This is a genomic window from Sphingobacterium sp. NPDC055431, from assembly GCF_053644255.1.
Window position 1 is genome coordinate 51,917 of record NZ_JBSHLH010000008.1, and the last position, 16,073, is coordinate 67,989.

General features: G+C 39.5%; 12 protein-coding genes and 1 tRNA gene. 2 read left to right on the forward strand and 11 right to left on the reverse strand.

Features of this window, described 5'->3' with window-relative positions:
* Positions 1 to 5: 5 nt before the first annotated feature.
* From ACWIB3_RS09340 to ACWIB3_RS09355, 4 genes are all read right to left on the reverse strand, one after another.
* Positions 6 to 656 (reverse strand): hypothetical protein, encoded by a 651-nt coding sequence (locus tag ACWIB3_RS09340; protein WP_185218571.1) that lies wholly within the window; start codon positions 654 to 656, stop codon positions 6 to 8.
* A gap of 2 nt (positions 657 to 658) precedes the next feature.
* Positions 659 to 1,531 (reverse strand): SDR family oxidoreductase, encoded by an 873-nt coding sequence (locus ACWIB3_RS09345; protein ID WP_185212802.1) that lies wholly within the window; start codon positions 1,529 to 1,531, stop codon positions 659 to 661.
* Positions 1,532 to 1,533: 2 nt separating this feature from the next.
* Positions 1,534 to 2,301, reverse strand: coding sequence for an enoyl-CoA hydratase/isomerase family protein (locus ACWIB3_RS09350; RefSeq protein WP_185212803.1), 768 nt, complete (start codon positions 2,299 to 2,301; stop codon positions 1,534 to 1,536).
* 149 nt (positions 2,302 to 2,450) lie between these two features.
* Positions 2,451 to 5,120, reverse strand: coding sequence for a TonB-dependent receptor plug domain-containing protein (locus ACWIB3_RS09355; protein WP_454291450.1), 2,670 nt, complete (start codon positions 5,118 to 5,120; stop codon positions 2,451 to 2,453).
* Between the two features lie 105 nt (positions 5,121 to 5,225).
* On the opposite strand from ACWIB3_RS09355, the gene purD reads away from it, so the two are divergent.
* A complete protein-coding gene (gene purD, locus ACWIB3_RS09360) occupies positions 5,226 to 6,500 on the forward strand; it encodes a phosphoribosylamine--glycine ligase (RefSeq protein WP_454291451.1) in 1,275 nt (424 codons plus the stop codon).
* A 97-nt stretch (positions 6,501 to 6,597) separates the two neighbouring features.
* A tRNA-Glu gene (locus ACWIB3_RS09365) sits at positions 6,598 to 6,669 on the forward strand.
* Between the two features lie 127 nt (positions 6,670 to 6,796).
* Here ACWIB3_RS09365 and ACWIB3_RS09370 read toward each other — a convergent pair.
* From ACWIB3_RS09370 to ACWIB3_RS09400, 7 genes are all read right to left on the reverse strand, one after another.
* The gene (locus ACWIB3_RS09370; RefSeq protein ID WP_454291483.1) at positions 6,797 to 7,018 is read right to left on the reverse strand and encodes a transposase; all 222 of its coding nucleotides are present in this window, start codon (positions 7,016 to 7,018) and stop codon (positions 6,797 to 6,799) included.
* Positions 7,000 to 8,952 (reverse strand): UvrD-helicase domain-containing protein, encoded by a 1,953-nt coding sequence (locus tag ACWIB3_RS09375; RefSeq protein WP_454291452.1) that lies wholly within the window; start codon positions 8,950 to 8,952, stop codon positions 7,000 to 7,002. The genes ACWIB3_RS09370 and ACWIB3_RS09375 overlap by 19 nt, the downstream gene beginning before the upstream one ends.
* On the reverse strand, positions 8,945 to 10,831 hold the full coding sequence (locus ACWIB3_RS09380) for an ATP-dependent nuclease (RefSeq protein WP_454291453.1): 1,887 nt from the start codon (positions 10,829 to 10,831) through the stop codon (positions 8,945 to 8,947). Before ACWIB3_RS09380 ends, ACWIB3_RS09375 begins: the two co-directional genes overlap by 8 nt.
* Before the next feature lie 127 nt (positions 10,832 to 10,958).
* Positions 10,959 to 12,218 carry a hypothetical protein gene (locus ACWIB3_RS09385; RefSeq protein ID WP_454291454.1) on the reverse strand — a complete coding sequence of 420 codons (1,260 nt, stop codon included), beginning with the start codon at positions 12,216 to 12,218 and terminating at the stop codon, positions 10,959 to 10,961.
* Positions 12,219 to 13,282: 1,064 nt separating this feature from the next.
* Positions 13,283 to 13,459, reverse strand: a complete 177-nt coding sequence (locus ACWIB3_RS09390) for a hypothetical protein (RefSeq protein ID WP_313261355.1) — start codon at positions 13,457 to 13,459, stop codon at positions 13,283 to 13,285.
* Positions 13,460 to 13,926: 467 nt separating this feature from the next.
* Positions 13,927 to 15,507 carry a helix-turn-helix domain-containing protein gene (locus ACWIB3_RS09395; RefSeq protein ID WP_454291455.1) on the reverse strand — a complete coding sequence of 527 codons (1,581 nt, stop codon included), beginning with the start codon at positions 15,505 to 15,507 and terminating at the stop codon, positions 13,927 to 13,929.
* Between the two features lie 87 nt (positions 15,508 to 15,594).
* Complete coding sequence (locus ACWIB3_RS09400) at positions 15,595 to 16,011, reverse strand: hypothetical protein (protein ID WP_254526712.1); 417 nt, start codon at positions 16,009 to 16,011, stop codon at positions 15,595 to 15,597.
* Between the last annotated feature and the right edge of the window lie 62 nt (positions 16,012 to 16,073).

Below are 16,073 nucleotides of genomic sequence, written 5' to 3' on the forward strand. Positions count from 1 at the left end.
ATTAATTAGGCATCGCAGTTGCCATAAGAACGGTCCAGTACAGTTACATACCAAGAGCCTTCAAACTGTTTAACATGGAAAACCAAAAAGTGTTCATCCGTCGGGTTTAAAATAACGCGATAACTGCCGTCTTCTAATTTGGAAACCCTTTCTAAGGTCTTATCATCGTACTTAGCGCCATTGAATTCCCCTTGGTACTTCATGATGGTATCCAGCAGATGTGTCACGCTGGTCGCGGTCGTATCGCTTGAGAAACCATATTTGGTCCATTTATCCGTATCACAAAGAAATTCAGGCAATGCCTCAAAGGTCAAGGTCTTGTCGTTTTCAAAAGTAGTATAGGGATAGGATTCGGGAACAGGGTTTTGAACATCAAAGCTGTCCACTAATTTGAATTCATCCATCACCCCAGGACGATAGATAATGGCAAGTCCATGCTCAGGATGGATCAAGGCATTGACCTTTTCATTGTCTTGGCTAAGGTAGGCACGCACAAACCTTGTAATCACCTCCGAAATCTGTTGGATCTCCTCAGGTTGGTTCAGGCTTGCTCGCGTGACCGTGTCCTGATGGGCTGTTGCTGTTTTTGATGAGTTATTACAGGAACCTAATAGCACAATAAAGGCCAATAGTCCCACTGCGTAATTTTTGATCATGATTATTTGTTGTTTTTCCGGATAGTTTGCTCGATTGTATCCCACATTTCTGAAGGGATGGCCTCCATGCCATTCATCTGACCGGCTCCTTGTAGCCATTCTCCCCCGTCAATGCTGATTATCTCGCCATTGATATAACCTGCAAAATCAGATATCAAGAAAGCTGCCAAGTTTGCCAATTCCTGATGTTCTCCAACACGTTTTAATGGAACTCGGTTCTTAAAGTCAAATTTCTGGGCCAATTCGCCAGGTAGTAGGCGGTCCCAAGCCCCTTTGGTAGGAAATGGTCCTGGAGCAATCGCGTTATGACGGATGCCATATTTTCCCCATTCAACTGCCAAGGATTTGGTCAAGGTCACTACACCGCCTTTTGCAACGGCCGAAGGTACCACATAGCCCGAGCCCGTAAAGGCATAGGTCGTCACGATATTCAGTACGTTTGCTGCCTGTTTCCTTTCGATCCAGTGCTTGCCAAACTCCAAAGTACAGTTTACCGTACCTTTCAGGACGATATCGATAATGGTAGAAAAAGCATTCGCAGATAAACGCTCGGTTGGCGAGATAAAGTTCCCCGCGGCATTGTTCACCAATACATCAACCTGCCCGAAGATCTCGATGGCTTTCTCGCGCACAAGTTTGATCTCCTCCGTATTCCTGATATCACAGGCAACAGGTAATACTGGGTTTCCGGTCTTGGCCTGGATTTCTTTGGCAGTTTCTTCCAGAACATCCAGTTTACGGCTCGTGATGACCACATTGGCCCCCAATTCCGAAAAATAGACGGACATCGCCTTCCCCAATCCAGTTCCACCGCCGGTTACTACCACTGTTTTACCTTTCAAGGCATCCTGCTGTAAAGCTCCTTGTACTGCCATATTTATGATTTTTTAGTGAGATTGTCGATTATTGCTTTCAAGATTGCCCTTGTGGACGGTGCCCACCAGCGCTCTAGGACCTGCTCAATGGCAGCCCCCTTGGTTTCTTTTACCTGCTGCAAGAGATGCTTGCGGATATTCAACTTCGAAGCTCTCCATGCGTTGGGCTCAAACTGCAGGTATTGCTTGGCTTTCCTGGCTGCAGTCGTCTGGATGCGGTCAAAATCAACGACCTCATCAACCAAACCTGCGTTCAATGCCTCCTGCGGAGTCAATAGCTTGCCTTCCAATAAGAATCGCGCCGCATTACCTGAACCGATCCAAAAGGCATAAAGTTCAAAAATACTGCTAGGGACAATGATGCCTACAGGCACCTCATTCAAACCGATGATATATTCTCCAGCTGCCATTACACGGTAATCGGAGCAAAGGGCCAACACACAGCCACCTGCTGGACTATGTCCTGTAACCGCCGTGATAAAAGGCTTAGGGAAAGAGACCAGTTCTTCGATCAGGTCAATAAACTTTTCCCAAAAGGCCTTCATCTGTGCCTCATCGTATTGAAAAAGCGTGATCAGGTCCAGGCCCGAAGTAAAGAAACCTTCTTTACCTTGAAGGACAACAGCAAAAACGGATGGATCTTCCTTTAGGGATCTGAATGTAGTCGTGATTTCCTCGATCATTTCCAGATGCATGGCATTGGATTTTCCTCGATCTAATTGAATGTAACAGATGTTCTCTGATACTTGAGTATTTAAGAATGTACCCATATGAATTCCATTTGTTAAGTATGGAAATTTACGGAAAAATTAGACGTTATGATAAAAAATTAGCGCTTATTATAAGGTAATGTGGAGATATATTGATGTTAGAATAAGATTATCAAAAGAATAGGCCCAAATGAATGGGCCCTTCTCTATTATTTAACTTCAAACTCTATTATCCTTCTCAATATCCTGCCATTGAAGTCCAAGCCCTCAATGATCATTCTATAGGTTCCAGCTTCATCCGAGGTGTAAAAATCAAAATTTGCAATACCCTTTTCATTCGATACTATCCCCGGTTCCCAGTGTATCGTCGTTCTAAGGTCCGTTTGGAACTGGCTTTCCGAATTCGTTTCATAGACAGGTTTGTAAAATTCCTTGGTCAAGGATATTCCTCTTGGTGAAATCGAAAGGATTCCCGTTGGCTGATAGGCTGAACTACGTGCATCCCGGCCTGTTTTGGAGGTGATAATGATCAAACCATTGCCGCCGTAGCTGCCATAGATGGAGGTGTAATTAATGTTCCGGAGCACCTCGACGCTCTGTATATCGATGGGGTTGATGCTGGATAGCATATCACCTTCCACATACATCCCATCTATCACCAGCTGCATCGGTCCATTGCTACGCGTGCTGTAAGGAATTCCTCCACGGAATACCACACCGGTCAGCCTGCCGTTTAGACACATCTCCAAACTAGGGCAGGTAGTAAGGTCTTCCGCTGTCAATACCTGATCCGCATTGCCAGAACCATTGAGGTTGGACGAATTGGTGGCCGCTTTTGGACGTTGTGCCCGAACGGTAACCTCTTCAATCTGGAATACCTTTTCCATGATCCCCTTTTTCTCCAGTTGCTCATAGAACTTTTTGCTGGCCAGCAATTGATCCGCATTCAGTTTGTTGATGTCATTCAAGATCAAGGGCTGGTTCTTTCCGAAGTTTATGGCTGGCTCCTTAAAAGGGTTCGCAATGATGTCCACAAAGTTTTTCCCCTTATCATTCCTTGCCGACAATAAAAACTTGACACTGTCCGGAAACAACAGGTTCTTAAAGGCAAACTCACCTTCCGCATTCGCCGTGGTATCCAGGTAATCCATAAAGTTATTCGTGGATATCAGCTGTATTTTCGCATTGGGAACCGGTGCCTTTCTGCCCACCTTATTGATGCTCCCTTTGATGGTAATCCCTTTCTCTTCGTCGAACTCCGCTTTTGCATTGCTGAGCGAATCCAATTTATTGATCGAAATCTTCCGCCAACCCTGCGTCAACATCAGGTTGTCCAGATCCGCAGCTTTGACCGTGCCATCCGCATTGAAGTAGAAACTTGGCTTCTCAATGAAACCTTTGATATCTGCATTCAAAAAGAGCGAGCTTAGTATGCTCACCGAGTTGGGAACATCATCTTTGTAGTTCTTTAGGTTAACGACAGAAGCCGAAAGTGCAGAGAAGCGAATGCTATCCTCCGTATTCCCAATCGTAATCTCCGTGTTCACCTTTTCCCTTAAGCCATAACTGTTCTTGTTCAATTTCACCTCAGCAGGTAAAATGGACTTTTTATTATAGTTAAAAATAGCCCTTTCAGAAAGAGGAAGAAAATCCTTGTTCAGCAAACTCACCGTCAGAACACCCATAGGCAGGTCCTTACGCGGCACATTGAATAGGACATTCGCTTGGCCGGCCTTATTCTTGGCCATATAGTAAATCTTGCCTAGATGTTGCACAATGAGGTAGAGTTCCTCATTGTTTATCTTCCCTTCAGCTATATTGACCTGTGCAAAGACCTTATCCGAGTTGCTGTTGTTGATGGCCAAGGAGATATTGTTTCCGGAAACCGCATCTATACTGATGGTCTTTTGGCTGCCATCCTCAAATTTAGTCTGTATCTGGTAGCTTTCACCCTCCTCAAAATAACAGGGTGCAGAACCCATTCCCAGTTCGTTGGTGCTCAGCACGGCTGCGGTATCTTGTTTCGAATTGATGATCGTGATATCCGCCTTTATGCCCAATCCTTGCGGATTCAAGGTCTTAATGGCTATTCTATTCAGTTCATTGCTGACGATTTGCCCACCCTCCATAAAATATTGGACCGAATTCCCAGAATCAAAGACATTCGTATTGATCAGTTTCTTGACAATGGAACCATCTAGGTTCTTGAATCGAATCGAAAGCGGTTTCCCCCGATTTTTATCGGTCACCTTGATCCTGATGCTCCCATCAGGCTGCAAGGACTCCCGACCTCGGTCGACTACCTTATCCCCGTCCATCACCGTATAACCCACAGAAGTCTTTTCCCAACTTTTGTTTTCTGGATTTTCGAAATTTAAGAGATAGAACTCATTTTCCCCCTCCTTGATAAGCTTGCTGCTGCCAATGATATTGTCCGAACGGACATTACCGATATTCAACACCTTCTCAAAATAATAGTCAGAACTGCTGTTCCGCATCCAATTGCTGTACGCCCGCATGCGGTAAGAACCTTCTACCAAGGTGTCCGCAAGCAACATGTCGCCAACAGATACCCCCGTAAACAGGGAATTTATCTTTTGTGACACAATCTCGCCCGTCGGGCTGATCAATTCCACATAGGCAATGTTGGATAGAATGGAGAGTTGATTTTCCAGTCCGATCGTCGAATAGATTTTGTACCAGACGGTTTCTCCGGCACCGTAATTATTGCGGTCGGTTTGGATGTGGATCTTTTCCTGAGGGAATTTTCCTGCATACAGATCCATCTTTTCTTGAAAGGATTCTGAAGTTTGAGCAGCTAGAGGATTAAATAAACTGATAAAACACAGGAAAGCCAAGATGGCTGTGAGTTTCTTCATAATTAAGTCGGCTAAATCCTTATAATTATACGAAAATTTGTAAAGAATCTATGTAAATATTTTTTTTGGGAGCGGATTTCTCATCTGCTTCAATATCTTTGCGGTATGAATATTCTGATCATCGGCTCTGGAGGTAGAGAGTCTGCCTTTGCCTATAAAATCTCGCAAAGCCCTAAACTAAGCAAATTATTTATCGCTCCTGGAAATGCAGGAACTGGACAGTACGGTGAAAATGTACCTCTAAAAGTGACCGACTTTGAAGGAATCGCCGATTTTGCTTTGAAAAACCAAGTGCAAATGATCGTGGTAGGTCCAGAAGAACCATTGGTGAAAGGTATTCATGACTTCTTCCTTTCTAGGGAAGACCTAAAAGATATTGCCATTGTTGGCCCGCAACAAGAAGGCGCACAATTGGAAGGATCCAAGGATTTCTCCAAAGAATTTATGATCCGCCACAATATCCCAACCGCTGCTTTCAAATCCTTCAATAAAGAAAACCTAGAAGAAGGCTTGGCATACCTAGATACCCAAAATCTTCCTATCGTTTTGAAGGCAGATGGATTGGCGCAAGGAAAAGGCGTATTGATCATCGATAATTACGAAGAAGCGAAAACGGAACTGAAGGCCATGATCAATGATGCTAAATTCGGTGCCGCTAGTGATGTGGTGGTCGTAGAAGAATTCTTGAAAGGTATCGAACTTTCAGTTTTCGTATTGACCGACGGGAATGACTATAAGGTATTACCTTCCGCAAAAGATTACAAACGTATCGGCGAAGGGGATACTGGTTTAAATACAGGCGGTATGGGTTCGGTATCACCGGTTCCTTTTGCAGATCAGGCATTTTTGGACAAGGTAGAGAGCCGCATCATCAAACCTACCGTAGATGGGCTGAAAAAGGATAACATCCCTTACAAGGGCTTTATCTTTATCGGACTGATGAATGTAGACGGTGAACCTTTCGTAATTGAATACAACGTGCGTATGGGCGATCCTGAAACGGAATCCGTATTGGTTCGTATCGAATCTGACTTAGTTGACCTTTTGGAAGGTGTGGCCAATGAAGACTTGGCAACGCGTTCCTATACCGTGACCAATAAAACGGCAGCAACCGTAATGATTGTTTCCGGTGGTTATCCAGGAAATTACGAAACTGGCAAGCTGATCACAAACATCGAAAACGTAAAAGAATCCATCGTATTCCATGCAGGTACAAAACTAGATGGACAGAATATACTGACCGCCGGTGGAAGGGTTCTAGCAGTAACTGCGCTAGAAGATGACCTGTTCTCCGCTTTGCAACAGGCTACCGCTGACGCTGGACGCATCTTTTTCCAAGGAAAGTACTTCAGAACCGACATCGGATTCGATCTTATATAAAAATATCGGTTTAAAAGCCAATGAGTTATATTTTTGCCAGTGAAAATATTTTGGAAGAATAGATAAAGCTTCTATATTTGCATCACCAAAGCAAAATGGCCCGTTCGTCTAGGGGTTAGGACGCAAGATTTTCATTCTTGAAACAGGGGTTCGATTCCCCTACGGGCTACGGAAAAAAGCGACTTGAAAAAGTCGCTTTTTTTGGTTTTAAAGAGCATAATAATTTTTTTATGTCAAGGGACAAATGTATCTGTTTCAGAACCTGGGAAAAAAAGATCAGTTTCGAAAACTGTTGACTAAACAAATAATTTGGAGAGTCTGAGTAGGAAAAAATTGATATTCCCAAAAACTCTGAACTGGCATCTGAAAGTCTTTATCTTCGCATAAAAAGGTGCAGCCGAAGCATTTATGTTCTTGTTGTCGAAGTATTTCAATATCATTTTATTGTGGATGTTTATTGTTCGAGAAACAGTTTTGAACGCCTTGAAGCCTGTTTGTTCTACTTTTTTATGGCCAATTCATCGCTAGAATCTACATATTTTACTTGCCATCCATTTATTGGGTTTTCGAAATATGTTTTATGTGTGATACTATATCGCGTAATATCCACACAAATTGCAAAAAAATCTGTGGCTCTCGTTAGCGCAACATAGGCATGCGGCAAACGCTTGAAAGTGGCGCTGTCCTTTGTTTTTAACTTTTCTCTCCCATTATCATCGCTAACAATAAAATCTAATAGCTTCCCTCCAATATCATATACTCTATTGAAAGTTTCCAAGTAAAGAGTAGCGGCATGTGTCTCTCCTTTTACCCCATGTATGGTATCAAAAATTATTTCTGCCGTTTCACCATTATGAGAAAAATGATAAGTTTTTGTTTCCTCTATTTGACTAGACGCTTGCACTGTCAAATCGCTAAGATAATTATTCAATGCCCGATTCGCCTGAACGTTAAAAAATGATATGATAGCCAGAACATACCTTTTAACCGAGGCATGAATGTCTTCACCTCTGCGAAGTTTAAGAAACCACTCGGCAATAACCGTATTAATTTTTCCAATTTTTTCGGAATGGCCTCCCTGTTCTAAATATTTCAGAAAAGAGGTTGGTGTAAAGAAAAAGCTAGTTAATGGATTTTTCAATCCATTAAGTTTTAAACAATAGCAGAAAATGGATAAGAACATTTTACGAATTTCTTTGATGTTGGTAATTGATGGAGCACGACCAAGACATTCAGAAAGAAAAGAGTTTAGATTGGGGAACTCACTTGACTGATATTTTTTATTATATTTTGGCCAGTAGGAATTAATGTTGAGCCTTGAATCACTTCTCCTTGCACCAACTACCTTTACAAAACCTTTTTTATGAAGCCCATTTTCAATTACAATTTGAGCAAAAAGCTCTTTCACCTTAAAAATATTGCTTGAATTACAGATGATTAAAACTGGCTTAATTGGGCTAGTATTTGGCCATCCTGTCATCTTTTGCGGATTCCAGCAGATTCCTTTTATCTTTGCAACTAGATGGTCAGAAATTCTATTGGATTGTTCAAGAGCAAGCTCAGTACGTGAAACGGGTTTCCATTCCGTTGTAGGTTCAGGCCTTCCGTAGCTATAGATTGATTGATTGGTATCACCTATACGCTGCAGGATGGAACCCTCCGCAAACAATACATTAATAATATCTTGTTGATGCTGCTCCATGTCCTGCATTTCGTCAACAAATATCACGGGAAATCTCTGTTTTACAAACTTTATTACTTTAGAATGTTCTCTAATATGCCGAAAAGCAAGAGCGTAGGCTTCGTCGTATTTTAACCATCCCTCAGCTAATAGCTTTTTCTTTGCGTTACAAATCTTTTCGTAATATTTTTTCATCGTCTCAGATTTCAGCTTTTTCAATATCCATTTTTCATTGGTATTCAGGCCAGTAGAAACGGAAAAGTCGAATCTGTTGAATGTTAGTCCCCCTATAAAAATATTATTTTTGTCCAAGAAGGAAATCGTACCATCAAGATTAATAGGAGAAGTTTTACGCATCAGTTGATCATAATCCCACTCACTAATTATGGAGGGAGTGGTTTTGTATAGATGTTTATAAAATGGTATGGCAATATATTTATCTACAAAGGACTGTATAGTTCCGAAATGATTGGGATATTGTTGATAAAACCTTGCATAGTCTCCCAACTTTGATTTAATTTCTTCGACAGCTGTATTGGTATGTGTGATTACACAAATTCCTTCTCTATTAGACTTCGGAACTTTTTGTGAAAGTATAATTAGTTTGGCAGCTAATGTGGTTGTTTTCCCACTCCCAGGACAAGCCTGTATATCTGCAGTGTCCCAGTGTCTAATCAATCTTTTTTGGGCATCGTTAAACGTAAATCCGAAAATTTTTTCTACATATTCGATATCTTGATCGCTTACAGAGATTTTTGATAAGTCAAACATTGGCAGCGTGTTTAATTGCATCTACTAGATATTTCAGGGAAGTGTCAGCTACAATATCCGACGCTTTGATCCTCTCAATCTTCAAAAGCCTAGCAAATATCTGTGCCACAACAGCTTTTGAAACCTGCTTTCTTTCTAGCGGAACGTAGATCTCCAAGGCAATTTGAGTTGCAGTTTTTCCTTGCGATATCCAAGAATTTAGCTGTGTTTCTGCATCCTTGGCAACTAACCTATAGCCATCAAAATCTAAATCCTTTTCCATGTTGCAAGTCTTTAATGCAATCTGGATGGCTCTGTGCAACAAATGTTTTAAAATGCTCTTTGCAATCTCGAATTCCAAGGTCCAGGTTGTACCAATAAAAACCTTTACATCCCCCCCGCTGTATTTTTCTTTTTTTTTCTGAATAAGTTCTTCAATTTCTGTATGTGTATAATCCGCCTCGGTCTTTCGAGAAGAGGATAATAAATATTCAGTTTCTAGCGTGCCAGTCTTTCTTCTTTTGATTTCATAACAATAGCTCGCAGCTTCAGCTGGAGGAATATCCCGATCTGTTATACAAGCCACCTTTATACCCATCGAAACTCCATCCTTCCTTCTGAATATCCTAGAATAACGCATCAGTGCGAGGTTCCCCACGTTTACGATAGAAATTCCGTACTTGTGAAGGGCTAGGCCGATTTTAGATGCAAAACTGGGAATGATAAGGTTTTCAGCATCACCCTCTACCATTAATACACCATGTGCGAAAAAAAGATTGGATTTGGTATCATCGAGAAATCTTCCCAAAAATGCATAATCTGATTTTTCAAGTAATGTAAAAGATGAATCTAAGGAAAAGGCGTGACCTGATTTACAGATAATTAGGTTGTTAAGGTCAATCTTTGAAGCTAGAGAGTTGCTGTGGGTAGAAATGATATTCTGAAACTGAAGCTTCGAACAGTGCTTGTTGAGGAAGTCTATTAGATTGATCTGAGACTGGGGATGGATATGAGCTTCGATTTCTTCGATTAGAGCTAGTTTTAACCCTACATATCCAGAGTCTTTTTTGAGTAACAACATTTCTGCAGCGATGAAAAGAAGGTTGTTACTACCAAGCCCAATGTTGGTCTCATCGATACTCGAAACTCCGACAAGTTCTAGTTTTTCCAAAATCCGGCCAAGTTCATTTCGAACAATCCCGAACCGTGATTGCAAAGGATTATTTTTTAAAGAGATTTCCTTAAGGTAGGTAACATTTATGGTATCGGATACCACCTTTCCCTCTTTCTTTTCAAAATATTCAGTAATGTCATCATTTGCTTTGTTCATAGTTTCTACCAGTGGATGGACAACATCGGGCTTTTGGTTAAATATATCATAAGCTCCCAAAATCTGAGAGAGCCTTGAACCTCTTCTAGGCGCAAGTTCGTGTCCTGCATCCCTTAATGGCTTGAGATAGGTTGCCTTCAATCTGGAACGAGCTTCCCCCCCGATAACGCCGCTTTCTTCGTCTTCACCGGCCCTGATGTCATAAAAGACCTCAAAAGAGGAATTTCCCCTATCTTTTCTATAGGCAGAAAGCGTTAGCTTCAAATAGTATTCTTCACCTTCAATACTCAACCATTCCAAAAAACATGCAGATTCTTCAGAACTCAGGTTTCTAAACTCGCAGGCGATTTGTAAATGTGTGCTACGACTTAAACCGTTATGATGGAAATCATCATGGGAAACTCGCAGATAGTCATTCCCATGGATCCCTGTGATCAATCTTATTGCATCTATAATACTGGATTTCCCTGCGTCATTCTCCCCAACGAGCAGATTGATACCTCTATTGAAGGTTAGGTCGAGATTCTCAATCTTCCTAAAATTGGTTATGTGCAAAGCACTAAGGTACATACGTCATAATTTAGTTAAAACTTACATCAATAAAACTAAGAAATTGTCCCGGAACTTACGAAAAGGAAATATATTAAAACATCGATTACAGAACTCAATAAAAATTAATCAATTGGTTTGAGAAAATTTATTTCTTTAATTTTTTTCTAAGTTCTGTTAATTCGAAAGAATTCATTCCCTCTATCGATATCCCATGATGGGAATTTATCAATTCTTCACTATCAAGATAACGATGATAATTAGTTATTAGGTTGAAAAAAAGATTGTAGGATAGAAAATCAGGATTTTTGAGGTAAAGGCCGACCAAAAGTTCAGAGAAATTAGTAACAGATACAAATAGTGGTAGACTTTCCTTTTCAAATTGAGCAGAAAGTTTTTTTTCATAATCATTTTCAAAATTTATACGATCATTTAAGATACATATCTTCAGAATGACATCGACCTCTCGAAGACGTTTGTCAAGGTATTCGTTTTCCATTTGAAAATCACGCTGTAAAATCACTTGTTCAGCTTTGTTTAATTGATTGATGGCCTTGATTACATTGCCATTTCTTTTGTTTCTTTTTTCACTAATTATATATTTACTCTCTATGAGAATTGCAGCGTTATTATCAAAGAGAATAAAATCTATCATTTCAAGCTTGTTAGCAAACCTTGGTGAACTGAACAAATTTTCACCTTGATTGAACAATACACTCAGCTTTTTGTCCAGAGCCAATTCCTGTAGTCTTCCGTGCTTTCCATCTACCGTAAAATCTGAATACATAAAAACACCATCTCCAGAGATTGGAGTTGTGAATTCGTTTCCAACATAGTCCGGAGATTTGATAATCAATGATTCCTTCCTAGAATGGTCTTCATTTTTTAATCCTACACTGAAACCCTTTATAGCATCCTCTGGCAGAAAATTTCCATTTCCGATATTATAACCATGAAAATCTTCATATTCAGGGTCGTTGTATACCCTAAAAAGCCAATTTTTAAATTCTTCCGGATCAGTTTCTACACCGATATTAGATGAGAAGATTGGACTGTTAATTTCATTAAATAAAACCATAATAACCTCTTTCCTTCCATCTGCAATGGCGGAAACAGCCTTGTCAAAACCTTTTAGGAATTTGTCTTCTTCCCCAAATTCCTTAGCTGTCACAAAAAGCGGATCATTTTTGTTGTCGTAAACATAAAGGGTACAACTTCGGGAAATCAGATTTGGATTTCTTATGACCAAATTTAATTCACATCCATGAATGATACTATTGATGAGGCTAGGTTCCAATTTTATCAAGATTGCAACTTCGCCATTTTCGCTAATATCCATGTAAAAACCATAGTTTAGATTTCTTATAAACTGATAACCTAAATTACTGGCAAGATAAAGTTGCGCCATATACTAGGTAATTAAACTTTTAATTAAATCACATGAAATATGTATTCTATAATTTGTATCCTGTTTTTAGGGTTAAATTTTCAATTCTTTTCTTAAATCCTATTATAAAAGGGGAAATAATCAATAAACAATTGGAACCAAGTGTATTTTAGTAAAATTTCTCTAGAAATAGCTTTTTACCCCACCAAAGAATCCTGAATCCATAATGGAAAAACGTAATTAGTCCAAATTATGACTTTCCAAATCTCCACTTTCATAAAGAGGTAGTTATTTAATAAAGTTAAACTGATATCTTTCAATATTAAGGTTCAGTAATATGATTAAAGCCAGTAGAGTATTAATTTCTCCAAATGCCTTAGATATTTAACAATGATCGAAAACTAAACCCTAAGACAAGATACACCCATTTATTAACATAATCAACACTGATTATTATCTTGTAAGATATTAAAATACTTTAAAGGTTTATCAATTGATTGAATATTCTATAATATTTTCTTTGGTACGTATTTGAAATCAATTCTCTAGAATTTTTTACTTTACATATTTCAATGTTTTGGCATCGAAGAATTAATTTTGGTAAACCTTTTTATTTGCCATTCTCACATTTATAAATGTATTGATTCTTTTGTCCTGGTATCATAACTAATGCAGCTCAAGTGGATATCAAATCAAGGGGTTATTTAATGGGCTACGGAAAAAACGAATAGAAAAGATCTCATTTTTAGTTGTTTTTTTAAGACGAATACATAATAGAAATGAACTTATATATTTTACTGAAAATGACGGCTTCCTCCCCACTCTCAGCCCACTCTCATTCGAGGCATATTCGGGAAATGCCTTAAATTTCTCCCTAAAATTCTCGGCACTTCCTTAACCATTTTCCCTGCTCAAAACCAAGTCCCATTCCAACCAACTTTACCATCTCTCCAATCCCCTTCCACAGCTCTTCGAACATACCCCCAGAACCCCTTCATTCATTTTGCGAATTTTCGGAATGTGTCTCGAATGAGACCCATACCATACCCCTTCGATTTCATAAAAAAAACCTTAAACTCTTTCACCTAATTGCCCCTTGTTTTTTTGACTTGTTCCGTTACGGTGGGCAATAACCTAATGATCCAGTCGACCACGGTTTTCTTTTTTTTGATCTGATATTTTTGCATAACTTCTTTTATGTTAAGGTCTCCCTTAACAATAGAGGTTACGGCCTCAATTTTTATAGATTCTTCAAATTTCATGGTTTAACTATTTATTAATTATTATCTGGTTTCGCGTTTAGGTTGAGATGGGGTCAGGAAATTGCTACTTTGCTCCTTTAGGATGATTTATGGGCGTTTTTGGGCTAATATTATCTTGAAAGTTAAGAAGATTTGACACAGAGTTCAGCTATGTGTTGTTTGTCTCAAATATTGGCTCGTAGCACTGATGATCTTGTTGAATTTTGTATACTACTGGTTATCAGTGTATTGTTGCTTTTATAGTTGGAGATATCTGGATTTGGGCTAAAAATGATTTTCTAGGAGCGTTAAAACTTTTGTTGATTGTGTTACATGGTGTTAGCGGGGTTTCTAGAAATGGAGCTAGTAAAATAAGTGGGAGGAAATTTTACTAGATTGCCTAGGGAGGGGGTAAATGAAAGATAAAACAATAGAGGTATAGCCTAAAAATTTATAGTTTCAGGCTAGAATTTAATCTTAGTGCTATGCTACGTATTTAGCTCTTTTTTTAGGAGGTTGATATAGGTCGATGGGGGCATTCCAGTGACTGCCTTGAATGAGGTTGAGAACTTGCTCAAGGATGAATAGCCGCATTTTTGGGCGAGATATGCCAGTTTGAAGTCTAATAATTCCGGTGAGGTCTTCAACAGGTTAAGGAAATATTCAATCCGTTTGTTTTGGATAAATTCATAGAAATCCATGTGGCGGTATTTCTGGATGATATAGGATACATATTTGGAGTTTGTGCCCATCATGGAGGCGACTTGGTCAAGTTTTACATTTTTCTCGAGGAAGAACTTTTCTGCTTCTAGTTTTCCCAGCTTTCTATAGAGACAATTTTCTGTATACCTCGATATTTTTATTTGGTTCAGCTTTGTGTTGTGATTATTTAGAGCATTGAGATCGGGGTAGCTAGTTTCTTCGGGATCTGCGGACATCCCTGGACTCTCTGCTTGGCTTTCCGACATTACTTCGACGGGTTCTGGCTGAATCCATACTTTGCGTTTCCAAACGAGTAGGAAGTAAGCAGCAAAGACCAGGAATGAGATAATTCCGCTCAGGGAAATAATATAAAGAAACCTGTACATTTCTTCCCTGTCCCTAGTCTCCAAAAGCAAGCTAGCAGAGAGTATATTGGCCCGGTTTATCTTTGTTTTCAATAGCTCGGCGGATTTCTGGGTATAATAGAGCGCATTCTCCATGTTCCCAGTATCCTTATAATAGGCGGACCAGCTGTCGTAGGATATTTTCTCTAGCTCATCGTCCATTTCAACCGCTAGATATTGGTCCACCAAGGACAAGTACTGCTGTGCCGATTTAAAGTTACCCTCCTTCATGGCAATTTCTCCAAGGGCAATATAGACATGGGGTTTTAGGGAACAGTTTATATTGCTCAATTTGTTTAGGGCAGAATTGAGGAGGGAGTCTGCGGTTTCTAATTTCCCCGAGTTCATTTCAAAGATCCCCATGATCTGATCATTGGTGGCTTGGGCTACCATAATTTTCATTTTATCCTTGGCTTGTTTGGGAATTTGTTTTGCGGCAGAGCTAGCTAAAGCCGCGGCTTTTAAGTATTCCTTTATTTCCAAGGAGTGGTAAGCTTGTTCATGTAAAAGATCTACCAAAATAAATTGCTTTAGTTCAGAGTCTTTGATCATATTGTTGGCCTTCATTGCGCGGTCCAGGTATCTGCTGGATATGTTCATCAAACCTAAGGAACGAAAAGACTTGGCCAAAAAGCCCGAAATGGCAGCTTGGCATTGGAAGTTCAGGGTATAGGAAGCTAATGAATCCGCATGCATGGCTGTCCTGATCGATAGGGGGAAATTACCTTGTTGCCTATAGACATTTGCCTTGGTCATTAAAGCGGAAATACGTTGTTTATCACTATTGGCAACAACAATGAGTGAATCAGCATTCAGCACCACTTTATTGAGATCTTTTATCTCACTAGAAATAGGAGCGGCACAAGGTATTTCATTGATCGTTTCCATGACATTTCCTTGTGAATAGGCGTATTCAAAAAGGAAGCACAATGCAATTAATAAGTTACTAAAAATGAATTTCATCGATGTCAAAATTAAACAGGTTTTCTGGGCACATTTATTTTGTTTCCATTATGGTTAAATGAAAGTTCAACAGTTTATCAGAATCAATTACCTCAAATAATACAGCGCACTGACTATGGCAATAAAGTTTGCACAGAGCACAATCAGGAGGATATAGTCTATCCATCTCCAATCTCTGTTTATCTTTTGCGTTTTCTTCAATAAATCATGAGAATATTTTGAATAATCAAATAACGCCCTTAGCTCGTTGGATTCAATTACAACCTGGATCGTCTTGTCCAGTTCGCGCTTGAGATGTAACAGCGATAATTGGGTTGTTAAATATTCTACCTTATCAATATTGGCGCCTTGTGCGTCTAGTAGGTCATTAAGAGCCGTATCTAGATCTTCGTTTAATGTAATAGGTTTCTCTGGACAGTTCTCTTGAATAACCGTTTTTAAGGATTTCTCGATTTCAATCAATGAAATCAAGACTTCTTGAGGGTTATAGGCAACGGGTTTCATATTAAGACAAAAGTTAATTCATGTAGTTAAATATCCACATTTTTTACTTTATCTTTTTATAT